Origin of the sequence: Pseudonocardia endophytica (assembly GCF_004339565.1) — a bacterium.
GTDB classification, from domain to species: Bacteria; Actinomycetota; Actinomycetes; order Mycobacteriales; family Pseudonocardiaceae; genus Pseudonocardia; species Pseudonocardia endophytica.
The window spans coordinates 2,447,787-2,465,389 of sequence record NZ_SMFZ01000002.1; the positions used below are offsets into that span (position 1 = coordinate 2,447,787).

The window sequence follows — 17,603 nt, forward strand, 5'->3', positions numbered from 1 at the left end:
GAGATGCTGCTCACCCGACGCCGAACGCTCGCCACCGCCGCGGCGGCCGCCCTGCTCTCGCTCGCCGCGGCCTGCGGCGGCGGTGGAGGCGAGGGAGGGGACGCCGGCGGCACCACCGCCGTCCAGGTCGGGGCCCTGTCCAACGGGGCCGCGAAGGAGACGACGCTCGATGTCGCCACCGTCGAGTCGATCCGCGCGGAGCTGCCCGCGCAGGTCCGCGACGCCGGTGTGCTCAACGTCGGGCTCGGGCTGCTGCCCGCCGGTTCGCCGCCGCTCGGGTACACCGGCACCGACGACAAGACGCTGACCGGGGCCGAACCCGACTACGCCCGCCTCGTCGGCGCGGTGCTCGGGCTGAAGGTGGAGCTGAACAACGCGACCTGGCAGAACCTGTTCGTGGGCATCGACAGCGGCCGCACGGACGTCGGGTTCTCCAACATCACCGTCACCGAGGAGCGCAAGAAGAAGTACGACTTCGCGACCTACCGGCTGGACAATCTCGCGTTCGAGACGCTGGCGTCGAAGACGTTCGCCTTCACCGGCGACCCGCAGGTGCTCGCGGGCAAGAAGATCTACGTCGGCGCCGGCACCAACCAGGAGCGCATCCTGCTGCAGTGGCAGTCCCAGCTGCGGGGCCAGGGCAAGAACTTCGACGTCGTGTACTTTCCCGACTCGAGCGCCGTCACGCTCGCCCTGGAGTCCGGGAAGATCGACGCCGCGTTCGAGCCGAACCCGTCGGCCGCCTACCACGTCACCCAGAGCGCCGGGACCCCGAACCCCAAGGCCGTCGCCGGCACGTACTCCGGCGCGGGGTCGTCCCTGCAGGGGCTGATCGCCGCCACGTCCAAGAAGGACAGCGGCCTGGCGAAGCCGATCGCCGACGCGACGAACCACCTGATCCAGAACGGTCAGTACGAACAGTGGCTGAGGGCGTGGAACCTCTCCAACGAGGCGGTGAAGACCTCGCAGGTCAACCCGCCCGGACTGCCGATCACGAACTCCTGATCCCACGATGTGGCACGTACTCGACAATCCGGCGCGGGCGTCGCTGCTCGGACCACACGCCCGCTTCGCGGTCCGGCAGGGATCCGTCCTGCGCTACCCGCCCGACGTCGCGCCGTTCGTCGCGATGCCGGACGAGCCGGACTCCGGGGCGTGGGCCGACGTCGTCGCGCTCGTCGGGCCCGGCGCACTGGCCCAGATCTCCGGGGGCGACGTGACCCCGCCGGAGGGCTGGGTCGTCGTCACCGACGGAGAGGGTGTCCAGATGGTGGACGGCGGCATGAGGCCGGAGCCCGACCCGGAGGCGGTCGTGCTCGGGCCGGACGACGTGCCGGAGATCCTGGAGCTGGTGGCCCGCACGCGTCCGGGGCCGTTCGGGCCCCGGACCGTCGAGCTCGGCACCTACCTGGGTCTGCGCCACGACGGCGAGCTCGTCGCGATGGCGGGTGAGCGGCTGCATCCACCGGGCTGGACGGAGATCAGCGCGGTCTGCACCGATCCGCGGTTCCGCGGCCGCGGCCTCGCGTCACGGCTGGTCCGCGCCGTGGCGGCGGGGATCCGGGAGCGTGGGGAGACCCCGCTGCTGCACGCCGCCGCCACGAACGTCACGGCGATCCGGCTGTACGAGGAGCTCGGGTTCCGGCTGCGCCGCCGGACCCGGTTCGTCGCGCTCCGGGCACCGGCTCCTCCGTCCGCGGCGTGACCGGGGAGGGCCTGCATGTACTACGAGTGCGTCACAGACGGCGGCGCGTCGCTCGCGTACCTCGATCTCGGCGCACGGGAGGGGCCGGCCCGGGTGTACCTGGGCGGTCTCGGCTCGGCCGGCACGGTCGGGTTCGCCCCGGTCGCCGGGCACCCCCTGCTCGCCGGGACCGGCCGGCACGTGCTGGTCGACCTGATCGGCAGCGGGTGGAGCGACCACGACGACGCGTTCGACCACACGATCGACCGTCACGCCGCCACCGTGGTGACGCTGCTCGACCGGCTCGGACTGCGCGACGTCGTCCTCGTCGGGCACTCGCTGGGTGGCTCGGTCGCGATCAGCCTCGCCGCGCAGCGGCCGGACCGGGTCGGACGGCTGGTGGTCGCCGAGCCGAACCTCGACCCGGGTGTCGGAACGTTCTCGGTACGGATCGCCGCCCACGACGAGGACGAGTTCGCCGCGACCGTGCATCCGCGTGCGGTCCGCGACGGGCTCGACGCCGCGGCGCGCGGGGACGTCGTCGCCGCCCAGTTCGCGCGGACCCTGCGTCGCTGGTCGCCGCGCGGGCTGCACCGCACCGCGGTGTCCCTGATCGCCGAGCGGCCCGTGAGCTTCCGTGACCAGCTCGCGGCCCTCGACGTGCCGCGCCACTACGTCGGCGGCGGACGGTCGGGCGAGGACCTGGAACCGCTGCGTGCGGCCGGCTGCACCGTGCACGTCGTTCCGGACGCCGGTCACGTCATGATGTGGGACGACCTGGACGGGTTCGTCGCCGCGCTGCACGACGCCGGACACTCATGACCGGTCCGTGCTTGACACCCGATCGGGTGGCGGGTTTGAGTGGACGAGGTCCATCCGGAGCGGCCGAGAGTCCCGGTTCGTCGACGCCGCAGCAACCCGCAGCCCCGTTCGTCGCGGGCGCAGGGTGCTCCCGCCGGGGATCGATGGGGGAACGGATGTCGCGAGGCGGGGGAGTGCTCCGGCGGTTGCCGGCCCACCCGTCCGACGGCCGTCTGCGGTGGCGCTGGACCCGGCGCAGGCACGTCGACTTCGGTCATCTGCGCAGCGACCTCTGTCGCTGACCGGCGCCGTCGTCCGTCGTCGTCGCGACCCGTGCCCGGCACGGTGTCGCCCGCCTGCCGCGTTGCGAGGGATCCGCGTGTCCGTGTCCTCCTGTGCCCACCCGTCGCTCGACCCGCCGTCCGGGTCCGTCCCGCCCGAGGTCGTCGCCCGCTGGGTGGACTACACCGATCCGCTCGTCCGGCCGATGCTCGTCGAGCTCGACCACGAGTACGGCGCCCGCTACGGCCACACGCTCGGTGACCTCGACGAGGAGACCCGGCGCGAGCGCGAGCGGTTCGCCCCGCCCGACGGCGGTCTGGTCCTGCTGCTCGACGACAGCGGGCGTCCGGTCTCCGGCGGCGCGTTCCGGCGGTGGGACGCGGTGACCGCCGAGCTCAAGCGGATCTGGACCGACCTCGGGTACCGGCGCCTCGGCCTGGCCCGCCGGGTGCTCGTCGAGCTCGAACGGGAGATCGCCGCGCGCGGCTACCGGCGGATCCACCTCACCACCGGCCCGCTCCAGCCGGAGGCGCAGAACCTCTACCTGGCGGCCGGGTACACGCCGCTGTTCGACCGGGCGCTGCCACCGGAACGCGTGGGCAAGCACCCGTTCGAGAAGACGCTGCCCGCGACGACCGGGCGGGCGTCGTGACGCCGTCAGCCGCGGGACCGCGTGTCACCCCACCGTCCCCAGTGGACGACCTCGTCGACGGGCCTGCGCCGCGGCTGCGCCCAGCGTCCGCGAGCCGGGTAGCCGAGTGGGACCAGCCCCATCGTCGCGGCGTCGTCCGGCAGGCCGAGCAGCTCGTCCACCTCGGCCTCGTGCGCCAGGTGGAAGGACGTCAGCACGCCGCCGACGCCGTACGCGCGGGCTGCCAGCAGCAGCTGCTGGACCGCGCCGTAGACGGACGCGCCGAGGCGCTTGTCCTGCGATCCCGCTGCGCCGAGCAGCACCGGCACGACGAACACCGGCGCCTCCGCCAGATGGTCGGCGAGGTGCTCGGTGGCCCGGTAGGACGACGCGCTCAACCCGGTGTCGACCTGCGGGTCGCGGGCCGGGTCGAGGAGCTCGTCGCGGCGCACGCCGTAGGTCGCGTCCCATCCCTCCTTGTAGAACGCCGCGATGCGGCGCTTCACGTCCGCGTCGGTGACCACGACCCAGCCCCACGGCTGCCGGTTCCCGCCGGACGGCCCGCGCACGGCGGCGTCGAGGATCTCCCAGAGCACGTCGTCGGGGATCGGGGTGTCGGCGAGGTAGCGCCGGGCCGGCGTGCTGTGCAGGCCCTCGAGCAGGCCGACCCGGTCGGGCGGCGCGGACTCGGACGTCTCGGGCACGGCGCCTCCAGGTGTCGTGGTCGATCGCGGGGGACGTCGCCACCGTAGGCGTCCCGCGGTGGCGACGGCCCGTTCTCCCGGCATGTGGGCACGGAGGAGATCCTGTATGGACAGATCGACCGAGCATCTCGTCGTCGGCGTCGAGATCGACGGCGACGGCGCCCATCCCGCGTCGTGGCGCGCGGCCCGGCACCGGCCGGAGGACCTGCTGACACCCGGACGCCTCGCCGAGGTCGGACGGGCCGCCGAGGCGGCCGGGTTCGGGTTCCTGACGCTCGCCGACGCGGCCGCAGGCCCGCCGGGCGACGGCGTCGCGGGCCGGTTCGACCCGGTGACCGCCGCGGCGTTCCTGTCCGCGCACACCGACGCCGTCGGACTCGTGCCCGTCGTGGCGACGGCGCACGCCGAGCCGTTCCACGTGTCGAACCAGCTGTCCAGCCTCGATCACGGCTCGCGCGGCCGGGCCGGTTGGCTGCTGGACACGGGGTCGACCGCCGCCCGCTCGGCCGCGTACGCCGTGCGGCACGAGAGCGACCCGGAGGTGCTGGCCGCGGAGGCCGCCGACGTCGTCGACGCCGCGCGGTGGCTCTGGGACTCCTGGCAGGACGACGCGGTCGTCGCGGAGGAGGCCACCGGCCGGTTCCTGGACGCGGACCGGGTGCACCACGTCGACTTCCGCGGACGCACGTTCGGCGTCCGCGGGCCCGCGCTCGTGCCGCGGCCGCCGCAGGGGCAGGTGGTCGTGCTCGCGCCCGCCGGGGCGTTGCCGCGCGGGCTCGTCGACGTCGAGACCGTCACCTCGTCCACCGTGGACGGTCTGGTCGGCGCCGCGGAGGCGGCCCGCGCGCCACGGGTACTGGCCGAGATCGAGGTCGGCTTCGACGCCGAGCTGCTCGCATCACTCGGGGAGTGGCGACCGGGGGAGCGCCTGCGCCTTGTGGCCCCGCCCGACGAGCTGGTCGCCCTGCTGAGGCACGTCGCCCCGCACGTGGACGGCGTCCGGCTGCTGCCCGCCGTGCTCGACCGCGACCTGCCGGTACTCGCGTCCGACGTCCTGCCGGCACTCGACCTTCGCCGTCCCGATCCCGGGGCCACCCTGCGCGACCTGCTGGGCCTGCCGCGCCCGGCAGGCCGCTACGCGTCGTAGAGAGGAGTTCGGGATGGCCGCGCAGGAGTACGCCCGCCCGCACGCCCGGCTGCACCTGGCCGGTTTCTTCGGCTTCGGCCCGGCTTACGTCTGGTCGCGGGCCCCGAGCAACGATGTCTACTACGACTTCGCCGCGTGGCGCCGTCTCGCGCAGACCGCAGAGCGCGGCCTGTTCAGCACGCTGTTCCTCGGCGACAGCCAGCGCCTGCGCGAGCACCTGGGCCGGATCACGGACCACTCGGTGACCGGGCGCCCCGACCAGCTCGTGCTGTTCGCCCACCTCGCTGCCGTCACCGAGCGGATCGGCCTGGTCGCGACGCTGAACACGACGTTCACCGACCCCGCCGATCTCGCCCGCCGGCTCGCGACGGTCGACGTCCTCAGCGGAGGCCGGGCCGGCTGGAACGTCGTCACCACGGACAACGACTGGACGGGCGAGAACTTCCGGCGCGGTGGCGACGTCGGGCACGCGGACCGCTACCGGCACGCCGCAGAGCACCTGGCGACCGTCGAGGCGCTGTGGGCCGCGTGGCCGGACGGCGCCGTCCCCGGCGACGACACGTGGTCGGTCCCCGGTGCGCTGGAACGGGTCGTGCGCGGCGTGCGCCGCGCGTGGCCGTCGTTGCCGCCGAGCCCACAGGGGCAGCCGGTGCTGTTCCAGGCGGGCGAGTCGCCGGAGGGCCGGGACTTCGCCGCGCGGCACGCCGAGGGGATCTTCTCCCGCTACCTGCAGTTCGACGCGGCGCTCGAGTTCGCCGCCGACCTGCGGCGTCGGCTGGTCGCGGCCGGGCGCCCGGACGACGACCTGCGGATCTTCCCCGCGACCCGGATCGTTCTCGGCGACACCGAGTCCGACGCCGGGGAGCGGGCCCGCTGGTTCCGGGACGCGACGTGGAGCGACCGGCGGGTCCGCGCCGTCGTCGAGGCGGTCTGGGGACACGACCTGACCGACCACCCGGTCGACGGCCCGCTGCCGGCGACCGACCCGGTCGTCGCGACCCAGACGATCACGCACGGCGTCGTCAACACCAGCGACCGTCCACTGCGGACGGCGGCGGCGTGGCGGGAGCTCGCCGAGGCGCGCGGGTTCACGATGCGCGAGCTCGTGCTGCACCTGAACGACACCGTCGAGTTCGTCGGGACGCCGTCGTCGGTGGCCGACGAGCTCGCCCGCTACGTGCGGGCCGGCGCGATCGACGGGCTGAACCTGCAGCCGAACTCCGTGCCCGACGGCTTCGACGACGTGGTGGACCGGCTGGTCCCCGCGCTGCAGGACCGCGGCGTCTACCGCACCGCGTACGAGGGCACGACGCTGCGCCACAACCTCGGCCTGCGTCCCGCCGTGGCCCGCAGACACGCGGGCCACACCGTCACCACGAGAGAGGAATCGGCATGACCGTCACCACCGACCAGACCATCGAGATCCGTCGGGCAGGCCCCCGGATCGGGGCCGAGATCGGCGGCGTCGACCTGAACACCGACGTCGAGCCGTCCGTCGCCGAGCAGCTGCGGCAGGCGTTCCGCGACCACAAGGTCCTCGTCTTCCGCGGGCAGCACCTGTCCCCTGACCGGCACGTCGAGGCGGTGCGGATCTTCGGGGAGCCGTTCGACCACCCGACGGCGACGCGTCATCCCGACAACCCGCTCGTCTACCCGTACCGCGTCGAGCAGACCGGCAAGGCCAGCACCTGGCACATCGGCGGGCTCTGGCGCACACCGCCGTTCCAGATCGAGTCGCTGGTCTACGACGAGGTCGCCGAGCTCGGCGGCCACACGCTCTGGGCCGACCTGCAGGCCGCCTACGACGACCTGTCCGAGCCGCTCAAGCAGCTCCTCGAATCGGTATCGGGTGAGTACGACGCCGACGCCGCGCACTACGCGCAGGGCGCGGAGAAGGGCGACGTGCGCCGCACCGTCGAGCACCCGGTCGTGCTGCGCCACCCGGACACCGGCAGGCGGGGGCTGTTCCTCAGCACCGGGGTGCGCAGGCTCGTCGGGATCGCCGAGGCCGAGAGCGAGGCGCTGCTGCCGTTCCTGCTGCGGCACGCGGCGTCGCCGCAGTACACGATCCGGTTCGGCTGGACGCCCGGCGACCTCGTGCTGTGGGACAACCTCGCCACATGGCACTACGCGATCGACGACTACGGCGACGGTCCCCGCGCCTACCGCAAGGTCATCGCGGCGCACCCGGAGGGCTGACCCCGGCGGCGGTGGTGAACACCGGCCGGCCGATCTCGGAGCGCCGTGCGGCCGGATCCTCGACGTCCGACCGTCCGGCGGCGACGGGATCCGTCACCTCACGATCCGGCCGCTCCGGGGGCGGCCGGCCGGCGGAGGTCGGTCCCGGCCACGTCGATCGGGTCGTGGGCGGTCTCGCGGGCCGAGAGGGCCGCCAGGACCGTCAGCACCGTCAGCCCGGCGAAGTACAGCAGGATCCACCACGGCCTGCCGTCCCCGGCGATCAGCAGCGCCGCCGCGATCAGCGGCGCGAAACCGCCGGAGAGCACCGAACCGATCTGGTAGCCCAGCGAGGCCCCGCTGTAGCGCAGCCGCAGGTCGAACAGCTCGGCGAACCACGCCGCCTGCGGCCCGTACATCGCGTCGTGCATGACGTTGACGCCCAGCACCATCGCGGCAACCACGAGGAGCGTCGACCCGGTGTCCACGGCGAGGAAGAACAGCACCAGCGCGACGAGCCCGCCGAGCGCACCGAACAGGTACGGGACCCGGCGCCCGACGCGGTCGGACACCAGCGCCCACACCGGCGTCGTCGCGATCCCGATCGCCGAGGCCACCAGCACGGCGGTGAGACCGGCGCCGGAGTCCGGGCCGAGCTTCTCCGCGACGTAGGTGAGCCCGTACGTCGTGAGCAGCGTGTAGAGCGCGATCTGCGACAGGCGCAGCCCGGTGGTCAGCAGGACCGGCCGGGGCGCGGTCCGGAGCACCTCGACCACCGGCAGCCGGGCGACGTCGCCGCGGTCGCGCAGCGCCCGGAACTCCGGCGCGTCCTCGACCCGCAGCCGCACGGCCAGCCCGACCGCGATCAGCACGACGCTCGCCAGGAACGGCAGCCGCCAGCCCCACGCCAGGAACGTCTCGTCGTCGGTCAGGGACCGGACCAGGAAGAACGAGCCGGTCGCGAGCAGCATCCCGGCCGGGGAGCCGATCTGGGTGAAGCTGCCGAACAGGCCGCGACGGGTCGCCGGCGCGTGCTCGACCGACAGCACCGCGGCCCCGCCCCACTCGCCACCGACGGCGAGACCCTGCAGCAGCCGCAGAACGACGAGCAGGACCGGTGCGGCGATGCCGACCTGCCCGTAGGTGGGCAGCGCGCCGATCAACGTCGTCGCGGCGCCCATCAGCACGAGCGCCGCCACCAGCACGGCCTTGCGCCCCACCCGGTCGCCGATGTGGCCGGCGACCACCGCTCCGATCGGCCGCGCCCCGAAGCCTGCGGCGTAGGTGGCGAACGCGGCGAGCGTGCCCGCCGTCGGGCTGATCGACGGGAAGAACAGCTTGGTGAACACGAGCGCGGTGGCCGTGGCGTAGAGGTAGAAGTCGTACCACTCGATCGTCGTGCCGACGGCGCTGGCCAGTGCGACCCGGCGTGGCGTGTGCGTGGTCGGACCGGGGCGCGCGGAGGTGTCGGTCATGGCAGCTCCAGGGAGACGGGCGCCGCGGGAGCGGCGGAACGGGGGCTCTCCGAGGGGCCGGCGCGACGCGGTCGGGGAGTACCGCGTGCCGGCTCAGATCCGACAGAGCGCCGAGGCGACGCGCAGGAGGTCGATGTGCTCCCGCACCGTCAGCCATGTCCCGGTCATCGCGTCCACGCTAGACACCCGGACCGACGACCTCAACGCGGAGCGTTGCGGTAGCGGCTCCCTGGATGGCGCTCGGCGAGGTGCGGGCCCTCGCCGAACAGCTTGTCCCGCAGGGTCCCCGGTGCGTACTCCCGCTGGACGATCCCGCGTTCCTGCAGGACCGGGACCAGGTGGTCGACGACGTCGTCGTAGGTGCCGGGGATGAGGTAGTTCATGAAGTTCACCCCGTCGCCGCCCGCCTCCTGCCAGCGCGCGAGGACGTCGGCGACCTCCTCCGGAGTGCCGACGAGCGTCGTGTCCCCGGTGATCGCGCGCAGGTACTGGCGCTTGGTCACGACGCCGTCCGGGTGCTTGGCCGCCTCGGCGAGGATCTTGCCGATCCCGCCCTGCGCGTTCGAGTAGTCGATCGGGTCGTCCGGTTCGAGCGCGGACAGGTCGATGCCGACGTTGCCGCCGACCTCGGCGGCGAGGGCCTCGGAGTTGAGCAGCTCGTCGAACCGCTCGCGCTTGGCCCTCGCCTCGTCGGACGTGCTGGCCAGGACGGGTGTGAGTGCGGCGAACACGGCGACGTCGGAGGCCTTGCGGCCGGCGGACAGCGCCTTCTCGCGCAGCACGCCGACGGTCCCGGCGGCCGCGTCCAGGCTGTTCAGCACGAGCGCGCCCTCGGCGAACTCGGCGGCGAAGTCGGTCCCGGCTGGCGACGAGCCGGCCTGGAACAGCACGGGCGCGCGCTGCGGCGACGGGTGCACGATCAGAGGGCCCTGGACCGCGTAGCGCTCCCCGACGTGGTCGACCGTGTGCACCCGCTCGGGGTCGGCGAACACACGCCCGGCCCGGTCGCGCCGCACCGCGCCCGGGTCCCACGAGCCCTCGAGGAGCTTGAGCACGACCTGGACGTGCTCGCGGGCCCACACGTAACGCTCGTCGTGCGGGGTGATGCCGTCGGCGCCGTAGTTGCGGTGCGCGTTCTCGGTGGAGCTCGTGACGATGTTCCAGCCGACGCGGCCGCCGGTGAAGTGGTCGAGCGTGGCGATCCGGCGGGCCAGTGTGTACGGGTGGTCCTGGATGACCGAGGCCGTGAAGATCAGCCCGAGGTCGGTGGTCGTCGTCGCCAGCGCCGAGGCGAGCGTCAGCGAGTCCAGCATCGGGAAGCGGTTGCCGTCGGAGACGTAGATGTCCCAGCTGCCGCGGTAGGGGGCGTAGAGGCCGAGCACGTCGCCGATGAACAGCCCGTCGAAGCGCCCGCGTTCGAGGGTGGCCGCCAGCCGGACCCAGAGGTCGAGGTCGTCGAAGTCGGCGAGCTCGTTGCCGGGCAGGTCGTAGGGCCACAGACCCGGCTTGACGTGCCCGGGCGACGGGCACACGAAGGCGTTGAGCAACAGGCGTCGTGGTGTCATGCGATCTCCTCGGTCGCGGGGGCGGGGCCGCGCAGGGCGGCCAGGATCCGGGCCCGTCGTGCGACGAGCGCGGGGGACGTCCGGTCGCGCGGGTGTGGCTCGTCGAGCCGCGTGTCCAGCGCGACGCGGCCGCCGTCGAGCAGCAGGACCCGGTCGGAGAGCACGAGCGCCTCCTCGACGTCGTGGGTGACCAGGACGACGGCGGGGCGGTGCTCGGCCCGCACGGCGACGAGCAGCTCCTGCATGGTCAGGCGGGTGAGCGAGTCGAGCGCCCCGAACGGCTCGTCGAGGACGAGCAGCGGCGACCGGGACGCCAGCGCCCTGGCCAGCGCGACGCGTTGGGCCTGCCCGCCGGACAGCGTGCGCGGCCAGGCCCGCAGCAGCCGCCGGTCGAGGCCGACCCGCTCGAACAGCGCTCCCACGTCGTCGACGCCACCGGCGAGCGCGACGTTGTCGCCGGCCCGCAGCCACGGCAGCAGCCGCGCGTCCTGGAACATCACGCCGGGATCGGCGCTGCGCCGCACCGTGCCGGCGTCCGGTGCGTCGTCGATGCCGGCCAGCAGCCGCAGCAGCGTGCTCTTCCCGGTCCCGCTGCGACCGAGGACGGAGACGAACTCGCCGGACGCGACGGCGACGTCCAGGTCGTCGAGCACCGTGAGGTCGCCGAAACGCCGGGTGAGCCCGCGCGCGGACACCACCGCCTCCGCCGGGTCCGATGTGGTCAGGCCCACCGCAGGCTCCAGCGCTCGCCGAGGACCACGAGCCGGTCGGTGAGCACGCCGAGCACGCCGTACACACCGATCACCGCGAGGATCACGTCGACGCGGTAGTACGTGCGGGCGTCGGCCATCAGGTAGCCGAGTCCCGCGTCCGCGTCGACCTGCTCGGAGATCACGAGGATGACCAGTGCCAGCCCGCTCGCGTACCGCAGCCCGACGAACCAGGACGGCAGCGCGGCGGGCAGGTACACCCGCCGGACCAGCGCCGCCCGCCCGAGCCGCAGGACGCGGGCCAACTCCAGGTGCCGCCGGTCGACGCCCGCGACGGCGGCCAGGACGTTGACGTAGATCGGGAACGTGGTCGCGAGGGCGATCATCAGCACCTTCGAGGTCTCGCCGATCCCGAACCAGATGATGAACAGCGGCACCAGCGCCAGCACCGGGAGGGCGCGCAGGGCCTGCAGCGTCGGGTTCAGCGCGGCCGCCGCCGTCGGCGACGCTCCACACAGGACGCCGAGGACGGTCCCGACCGCCACCCCGATCACCAGCCCGGCCGCGGCCCGGGACAGCGAGATCGCGAGCGCTTCGCCGAGATCGCCGCCGGCGGCGAGGTCGACGAGCGTGCTCCAGGCCGCGGCGGGCGACGGGAGGACCTCGGCACCGAGCACGCCGGTGGCCGAGGACAGCTGCCAGCCGGCGAGCAGCAGCACCGGGAGGACCAGTCCGAGACCGGCGCCGCCGATGCGCCGCCGCCGCGACCCGCCACCGGGCCCGCGCGGCGCGGCGCCGGCCGCGGGATCCGCGGGCGGCGTCGTCGAGGTGGTCGGCACGGCTGTCATCCGGTCGCCGCGGTCGCGCGGGTGACGACCTCGTTGGCCTGGTCGGTGAACGCGGTGGCCGGGTCCGGCTGCTGCGTGATGATCCCGAGCGTCTGCAGCTCGGCCGCCGTCGTGCGGTAGTCCTGGCGCGCACGGTCGTCGACCGGCACGAACGTGAACGTGTAGTTGCGGGCGAACTGCAGCGCCACCTGCGGGTCGAGCTTCAGGTCCGCGGCCAGGGTCTGCGACCAGCCCTGCGGATCCGCCTTCAACCGGTCGAGCGTGCGCACGAACGCGTCGGTGAACGCCAGGGCCGCGTCCCGCTTGGGGGAGCCGGGAGCGACGATGTCGCCCTTCGAGGCGAGGTAGATCGCGCCCGCGGTCTCCGGCACGGCCGTCTGCACGAGGCGCGCGCCGTTCTGCTGCTCCAGCTGCGCGGCGTTCGGCTCCCAGGCCGCCCACGCGTCGACGCCGCCGGTGCGGAACGCCGTCTGGGCGTCGGCGGTGGCGAGGAACCGCAGGTCGAAGTCGTGCACGGACAGCTTCGCGCGGGCGATCTCGGCGGTGATGAACCGGTGGGCCGCGGAGCCCTTCACGACGGCGATGGACCTGCCGCGCAGGTCGGTGAGCGACCGCACGGGCGAGCCCTGCGGCACGATCAGCCGCAACCACTTCGGGTCGGGCCGGGCGACGCCGAGGATCGTGACGTCGGCGCCGCCCGCCTGCGAGGCGATCGTCGAGATGTCCGAGCCGAACCCGATGTCGACCGCACCGGCGCGCAGTGCCTCGTAGACCGGACCGGCGCCGTCGAACTGGCGGAACGAGACGCCGGCCGTGGCGCCGGGGTCGACGCGCTGGTCCCACGCGGTCGAGAAGAAGTTGCTGGCGATGCCGACGGACAGCGCGGTCGACGAGGCGCCCGCGCCGCCGGAGCCGCAGGCGGACGCGGCGAGCAGGGCGACGGCGGCCGCGGCGGCCGCGGCCATCCGTCGGAGTGATCTGCCGGTGGAAAGCACGAGGATCTCCTGGGGAGGAAAGGGGCTCAGTGGCCGGGGGCGTGCTCGACGAGGACCCGGACGGGGCCGCCGCGGCGCACGGTGTTGTAGAGCGGGCAGGTGGCGGTGAAGCGGTCGGTGACCGCGCGGGCCGTCGCCTCCGCGGTGTGCGGGAGCGCGACGACGATCGCGATGTCGAGGAACCGGGTGACGTCGTCGGGGTCGCGTTCGGCGGTGACCGCGACCGAGGCGTCCGTCAGGTCGGCGCCCAGGTCGGCGCCGTGGCGTTCGACGTTCCCGATGCCGCAGCCCGCCAGCGACGAGAGCAGCAGCTCGGTCGCCGACGGGGCCTCGCCGGGACCCTGGATCGCGTCCGTCACGAGGTGGCGGCCGCGGGTGGCGACGACGTAACGGCCGGGGGTCGCGGTGAGCGTCGCCCGCACCTCTGCGGACGTCCCGGACGCCGTGCCGGCGAACCGATCGGCGGGCATGGCGGAGGGGTGGGACATGCGGGAGCTCCGCTCCGTCGTCTCGAGGGCGCCGCCGTGACCGCCGCTCGGGGCGGGGACGTCGGCGTGGAGCGCGGTGACCGGGGGTCCGGTCGGGGCGGGATCAGCGGCGGGCGCGGCGGAGCCGGCGACCCGTGGTCGGCCGTCTACCGACAGCCGTGACCGGGCGTCCGCATCAGGTCGATGTGGCGCCGCCGGGTCAGGCCCGCGTGGTTCACGTACCGGACTCTCGCCGACCACATCGCGAAATGCAATGCGATCGGCGACACATGTCGACGGCTGTCGACACCCGGCGCCGGGTGATGACCGCGGACGTCCGTGGGCGCACAATGAGCGGCATGACCGTGAGCGCGGGGGCGGGCGTCGCCGACGACACCGGGCCGTACGACCTCATCCGGCGGCGGATCCTGTCCGGCCACTGGTCCGCCGGCAACGTCCTGACCTCCAGCGGGATCGCTGCGGAGCAGGGCACCAGCCGGTCACCGATCCGCGACGCCCTGAACCGCCTGGAGTACGAGGGCCTCGTCGAGAAGGCCCCCGGCGGCTTCCTGGTCCGGGTCCGCAGCGCCGAGGAGATCCTCGAGATCTGCGACGCGCGTATCGCGCTGGACAGCGCGGCCGCCACGAAGGCGGCCCGGCAGGCGTCCGAACTGGACCTCGCCCGGCTCGATCACCTGCTCGAACAGGCCGACGGCGCCGACGTCCCGGCGCGGCTGGAGATCGACCGCCAGTTCCACCACGCCGTCCGCACCGCCGGGCGGAACGCCACGATCAGCAGGCTGCTCGACGGCCTGGAGACACAGCTGGCGGCGTACGACTCGACGTCGACGGCCGAGCCGGAGAACCTCGCGATCATCCTCGACGAGCACCGCGCGATCCTCGCCGCGATCCGGGACGGCGACGGCGAGCGGGCCGGATCGACCATGACCGCCCACCAGACGCGGGCGCGGGACCTGCGGATCGCCACGCTGGCCCGCCGGGTCGACGGTCCGTCCTGACCGGCGGCCGGTCCGGCGAGACCGGCGACCGCCCCGGTCAGCGGCGCAGCGCGATCCGGGCGAGGCGGTTCCCGAGCAGCTGGGCCAGCTGGACGATCGCAATGATGATCACGACGGTGAGGAGTGTGACCGGCCAGTTGAACTGCTGGTAGCCGTAGCTGATCGCGAAGTCGCCGAGCCCGCCGCCGCCGACGTAGCCGGCCATCGCCGACATGTCCACGACGGCGACGAAGATGAACGTGTAGCCGAGGATCAGCGGTGCCAGCGCCTCCGGGATCAGGACGCTCCAGATGATCCGCCAGCGGCTCGCGCCCATCGCCCTGGCCGCCTCGATCACGCCGTCGTCGACGGCCACGAGGTTCTGCTCCACGATCCGGCCGATCACGAACGTCGCCATCGCCGACATCGGGAACAGCACCGACCGCGTGCCGATCGTCGTGCCCATCACGAGCAGCGTCAGCGGGCCGACCGCGGTGATGAAGATGATGAACGGGATCGGGCGGACGATGTTGACCAGCACGTTGAGCACCGTGAACACGGGCCCGTTCTGCAGCAGACCGCCGCGCCGGGTGGAGTGGAGCGCGACGCCGAGCGCCAGGCCGAGCACGCCGGCGATCAGCATCGTCCAGAACACCATGTACGCCGTCTGTGCCAGCGAGAGCCACAGCACCGGCGAGAGGCTCGCCCAGTCGCTCACAGGTCGTCGACCTCCTCGACACGGGTGTGCCCGCGCAGCTCCGCGATCAGCGCGTCCACGTCGGAGTCCCGGCCGGCGAGCTCGAACGTGATGCTGCCGAACGGCTTCTCGGCGAGCTCGCGGATCCCGCCGTAGACGATGGTGCTGCGCACGTCGCGGGCCGCCAGGACGTCGGCCAGCGCCGAGCGGGCGTCGGTGTCCGCACGGACCCAGACCGTCACGATCCGGCCGGAGAAGTGCTGACGGAGCCGGGCGAGCGTCTCGTCGGACGGGCGGTCGCGCAGCACGCTGTGCACGAACCGGCGGGTCGCGGTCTCCTGCGGGTCGGCGAACACGTCGTACACCGGGCCCTGCTCGATCACCCGGCCCTGCTCCATCACGACGACGCTGTGGCAGATCGAGCTCACCACCTCCATCTCGTGAGTGATCACCACGATCGTCGTGCCGAGCTCGGCGTTGATCCGCCGCAACAGGCCCAGCACGTCCTGGGTGGTCTCCGGGTCGAGCGCGCTGGTGGCCTCGTCGGCGAGCAGGATGCCGGGCGAGGTGGCCAGTGCGCGGGCGATGCCGACCCGCTGTTTCTGCCCGCCGGAGAGCTGGGCCGGGAACTGCCGGGCCTTGTCCGCGATCCCGACGAACTCCAGCAGCTCGGCCACCCGCGCCCGGCGGCGCTCGGCGGACCATCCGGCGATCCGCAGCGGATAGCCGACGTTGCCCGCCACCGTGCGCGAGGAGAGCAGGTTGAACTGCTGGAAGATCATCCCGACGTCGGCGCGCAGCTCCCGCAGGCCGCGCTCGCCCAGCGTGGACGTGTCACGGCCCGCGACGGTCACCGTTCCCGACGTGGGCAGCTCCAACGCGTTGATCATCCGGACGAGGGTGCTCTTGCCCGCCCCTGAGTAGCCGATCACGCCGGTGATCTCGCCGGCGGCGACGTCGAGATCGACGGCGTCGACGGCGCGGATCTCGGCGCCGCCGCGGGTGCCGGCGAACGTCCTGCCCGCCCCGCGGAACGAGATCACCGGTGTGGCCGTGCCCATCGGGTCAGCCGCCGGCCTTCCGGATCGTGTCCTGGATCTGCACCGTGGTGGCCTGCAGGTCGGACGCGGTGTTGTCCTTGATCACGCCGCCCGTGCCGAGGTCCTGGCGGACCGCCGCGATCACCTCGGGGTCGTGGTAGATCTCGGCCAGCTTCACGTAGGTCGGGTTGTCCTTGTCCGCGGCGCGGGCGACGAACGTGTTGATGTACGGCTTGGCCGCGTCGGAGTTCGGGTCCTCGGCGTAGAGGACCTTGTCCTGGCCGAGCTTCGCGGCGGTCGCGTAGTTGTTGTTCACGATCGCGCCGTCCACGGAGTTGATGTTGGCGGCGGTCTGCGCCGCGTCCACCGGCAGCACCGTCACCTTCGACGCGGCCGGGTCGATCTCGTCCGGTGTGGACAGGGTGCTGCCGCCACCCCGCAGCGTCACCAGCTTCGCGGCCTGCAGCACGAGCAGGGCGCGGGCCTGGTTGGTCGGGTCGTTCGGGATCGCGACCTTGCCGCCCTGCGGGATCTGGGCGAGCTCGGTGTGCTTCGTCGAGTACAGCGGCAGGGGGTAGACGGCGGTGGCGCCGATCGGGACCAGGGTGTCGTCGTTCTTGACGTTGTAGTTCGCCAGGTACTGCAGGTGCTGGAACTGGTTCAGCTGTAGCTGGCCCTGGGACAGGGCAGGGTTGGGCTGGTTGTAGTCGGTGAAGTTGACCAGGTCGACGGTGATCCCGGCCGCCGCGGCCTTGGCCTTGTAGACGTTCCAGTAGTTCTCGGCGGCGTCCGACACGCCGATCGAGACCTTCTGCCCCGCACCGTCTCCACCGGACGGGGCGGAGCCGGGTGCGGCGCACGCGGCGGCGAGCACGGCGGCGGGGGCCAGCAGCAGCAGAGCGCGCGACCAGCGCGACATGGCAGTACCTCTCGCGGGAGACGGCCCGCGCGGCGGCGCCGGGGCGCGCGGCGAGGGGCCGGGAAGGGATGGACCGGACGGTCCGGAGTGGACGGGGTGGGGTCTCAGACGACCCGACAGGACGCGCTGGTCACGCGCAGCAGGTCGACGTGACGACGACCGACGAGAACCCGCCCGTGCACGTCCCACCCCCTGCGGGCCACGACGGCCCGACGACGTCCGTGATCGTGCGCGCTGTTCGTTCCCGCGGTCAAGCGGCGTGGCCCCGCTGTGGCGGCACTCTCAGCCACGGGGTCCGCGGCGCGTCGTGGGCGCTTGACACCCGGTCGCGGCGCGGGCTTGGGTGGGGCCGATCGGTCGTGTCGCGCAAGGCGTCGGAGGCCGAGCGGCGACCGGGGGGACGCATGACGCAGCGCGCGGGGGTGCTCCGCACGCGCTGGAGCAGGCGTCGGCACGTCGACT

19 protein-coding genes are annotated in these 17,603 nt (G+C 73.5%); 8 read left to right on the top strand and 11 right to left on the bottom strand.

Annotated elements, in window-relative coordinates; translation table 11 throughout:
- Positions 1 to 3: 3 nt before the first annotated feature.
- From EV378_RS30315 to EV378_RS30330, 4 genes are all read left to right on the top strand, one after another.
- Positions 4 to 1,005 (top strand): transporter substrate-binding domain-containing protein, encoded by a 1,002-nt coding sequence (locus EV378_RS30315; RefSeq protein WP_132430781.1) that lies wholly within the window; start codon positions 4 to 6, stop codon positions 1,003 to 1,005.
- Positions 1,006 to 1,012: 7 nt separating this feature from the next.
- Complete coding sequence (locus EV378_RS30320) at positions 1,013 to 1,705, top strand: GNAT family N-acetyltransferase (protein ID WP_132430782.1); 693 nt, start codon at positions 1,013 to 1,015, stop codon at positions 1,703 to 1,705.
- Between the two features lie 15 nt (positions 1,706 to 1,720).
- Complete coding sequence (locus EV378_RS30325; protein ID WP_132430783.1) at positions 1,721 to 2,506, top strand: alpha/beta fold hydrolase; 786 nt, start codon at positions 1,721 to 1,723, stop codon at positions 2,504 to 2,506.
- Between the two features lie 358 nt (positions 2,507 to 2,864).
- Positions 2,865 to 3,419, top strand: coding sequence for a GNAT family N-acetyltransferase (locus tag EV378_RS30330; RefSeq protein WP_243653837.1), 555 nt, complete (start codon positions 2,865 to 2,867; stop codon positions 3,417 to 3,419).
- Positions 3,420 to 3,424: 5 nt separating this feature from the next.
- On the opposite strand, the gene EV378_RS30335 is transcribed toward EV378_RS30330, so the two are convergent.
- Positions 3,425 to 4,102: a nitroreductase family protein gene (locus tag EV378_RS30335; RefSeq protein ID WP_243653838.1), complete on the bottom strand. Its 678-nt coding sequence runs from the start codon at positions 4,100 to 4,102 to the stop codon at positions 3,425 to 3,427.
- A gap of 106 nt (positions 4,103 to 4,208) precedes the next feature.
- On the opposite strand from EV378_RS30335, the gene EV378_RS30340 reads away from it, so the two are divergent.
- From EV378_RS30340 to EV378_RS30350, 3 genes are read left to right on the top strand one after another with little or no spacing between them, the layout of a single operon-like run.
- Positions 4,209 to 5,249 carry an LLM class flavin-dependent oxidoreductase gene (locus EV378_RS30340; protein ID WP_132430785.1) on the top strand — a complete coding sequence of 347 codons (1,041 nt, stop codon included), beginning with the start codon at positions 4,209 to 4,211 and terminating at the stop codon, positions 5,247 to 5,249.
- 13 nt (positions 5,250 to 5,262) lie between these two features.
- Entirely contained in the window at positions 5,263 to 6,645 is a 1,383-nt protein-coding gene (locus tag EV378_RS30345) for an NtaA/DmoA family FMN-dependent monooxygenase (RefSeq protein ID WP_132430786.1), read from the top strand.
- A complete protein-coding gene (locus EV378_RS30350) occupies positions 6,642 to 7,448 on the top strand; it encodes a TauD/TfdA dioxygenase family protein (RefSeq protein ID WP_132430787.1) in 807 nt (268 codons plus the stop codon). The genes EV378_RS30345 and EV378_RS30350 overlap by 4 nt, the downstream gene beginning before the upstream one ends.
- Before the next feature lie 98 nt (positions 7,449 to 7,546).
- Here EV378_RS30350 and EV378_RS30355 read toward each other — a convergent pair whose 3' ends face one another.
- The 7 genes from EV378_RS30355 to EV378_RS30380 all read right to left on the bottom strand — a co-directional run bounded on the left by EV378_RS30355 (position 7,547) and on the right by EV378_RS30380 (position 13,508).
- On the bottom strand, positions 7,547 to 8,902 hold the full coding sequence (locus EV378_RS30355) for an MFS transporter (RefSeq protein WP_132430788.1): 1,356 nt from the start codon (positions 8,900 to 8,902) through the stop codon (positions 7,547 to 7,549).
- 93 nt (positions 8,903 to 8,995) lie between these two features.
- Complete coding sequence (locus EV378_RS36960) at positions 8,996 to 9,088, bottom strand: putative leader peptide (protein ID WP_341540456.1); 93 nt, start codon at positions 9,086 to 9,088, stop codon at positions 8,996 to 8,998.
- 14 nt (positions 9,089 to 9,102) lie between these two features.
- On the bottom strand, positions 9,103 to 10,467 hold the full coding sequence (locus tag EV378_RS30360) for an NtaA/DmoA family FMN-dependent monooxygenase (protein ID WP_132430789.1): 1,365 nt from the start codon (positions 10,465 to 10,467) through the stop codon (positions 9,103 to 9,105).
- Positions 10,464 to 11,198 (bottom strand): ABC transporter ATP-binding protein, encoded by a 735-nt coding sequence (locus EV378_RS30365; RefSeq protein ID WP_243653839.1) that lies wholly within the window; start codon positions 11,196 to 11,198, stop codon positions 10,464 to 10,466. The genes EV378_RS30360 and EV378_RS30365 overlap by 4 nt, the downstream gene beginning before the upstream one ends.
- Complete coding sequence (locus EV378_RS30370) at positions 11,189 to 12,016, bottom strand: ABC transporter permease (RefSeq protein ID WP_165922558.1); 828 nt, start codon at positions 12,014 to 12,016, stop codon at positions 11,189 to 11,191. The genes EV378_RS30365 and EV378_RS30370 overlap by 10 nt, the downstream gene beginning before the upstream one ends.
- A gap of 5 nt (positions 12,017 to 12,021) precedes the next feature.
- Positions 12,022 to 12,990, bottom strand: a complete 969-nt coding sequence (locus EV378_RS30375) for an ABC transporter substrate-binding protein (protein ID WP_132430791.1) — start codon at positions 12,988 to 12,990, stop codon at positions 12,022 to 12,024.
- Positions 12,991 to 13,046: 56 nt separating this feature from the next.
- Positions 13,047 to 13,508 (bottom strand): OsmC family protein, encoded by a 462-nt coding sequence (locus tag EV378_RS30380; protein WP_132430792.1) that lies wholly within the window; start codon positions 13,506 to 13,508, stop codon positions 13,047 to 13,049.
- A 338-nt stretch (positions 13,509 to 13,846) separates the two neighbouring features.
- On the opposite strand from EV378_RS30380, the gene EV378_RS30385 reads away from it, so the two are divergent.
- Positions 13,847 to 14,506 carry a GntR family transcriptional regulator gene (locus EV378_RS30385; protein ID WP_165922559.1) on the top strand — a complete coding sequence of 220 codons (660 nt, stop codon included), beginning with the start codon at positions 13,847 to 13,849 and terminating at the stop codon, positions 14,504 to 14,506.
- 37 nt (positions 14,507 to 14,543) lie between these two features.
- On the opposite strand, the gene EV378_RS30390 is transcribed toward EV378_RS30385, so the two are convergent.
- From EV378_RS30390 to EV378_RS30400, 3 genes are read right to left on the bottom strand one after another with little or no spacing between them, the layout of a single operon-like run.
- Positions 14,544 to 15,143 carry an ABC transporter permease subunit gene (locus EV378_RS30390; RefSeq protein ID WP_132432947.1) on the bottom strand — a complete coding sequence of 200 codons (600 nt, stop codon included), beginning with the start codon at positions 15,141 to 15,143 and terminating at the stop codon, positions 14,544 to 14,546.
- 56 nt (positions 15,144 to 15,199) lie between these two features.
- Entirely contained in the window at positions 15,200 to 16,243 is a 1,044-nt protein-coding gene (locus tag EV378_RS30395; protein WP_132430794.1) for a methionine ABC transporter ATP-binding protein, read from the bottom strand.
- Between the two features lie 4 nt (positions 16,244 to 16,247).
- The gene (locus EV378_RS30400; protein WP_132430795.1) at positions 16,248 to 17,141 is read right to left on the bottom strand and encodes a MetQ/NlpA family ABC transporter substrate-binding protein; all 894 of its coding nucleotides are present in this window, start codon (positions 17,139 to 17,141) and stop codon (positions 16,248 to 16,250) included.
- Between the last annotated feature and the right edge of the window lie 462 nt (positions 17,142 to 17,603).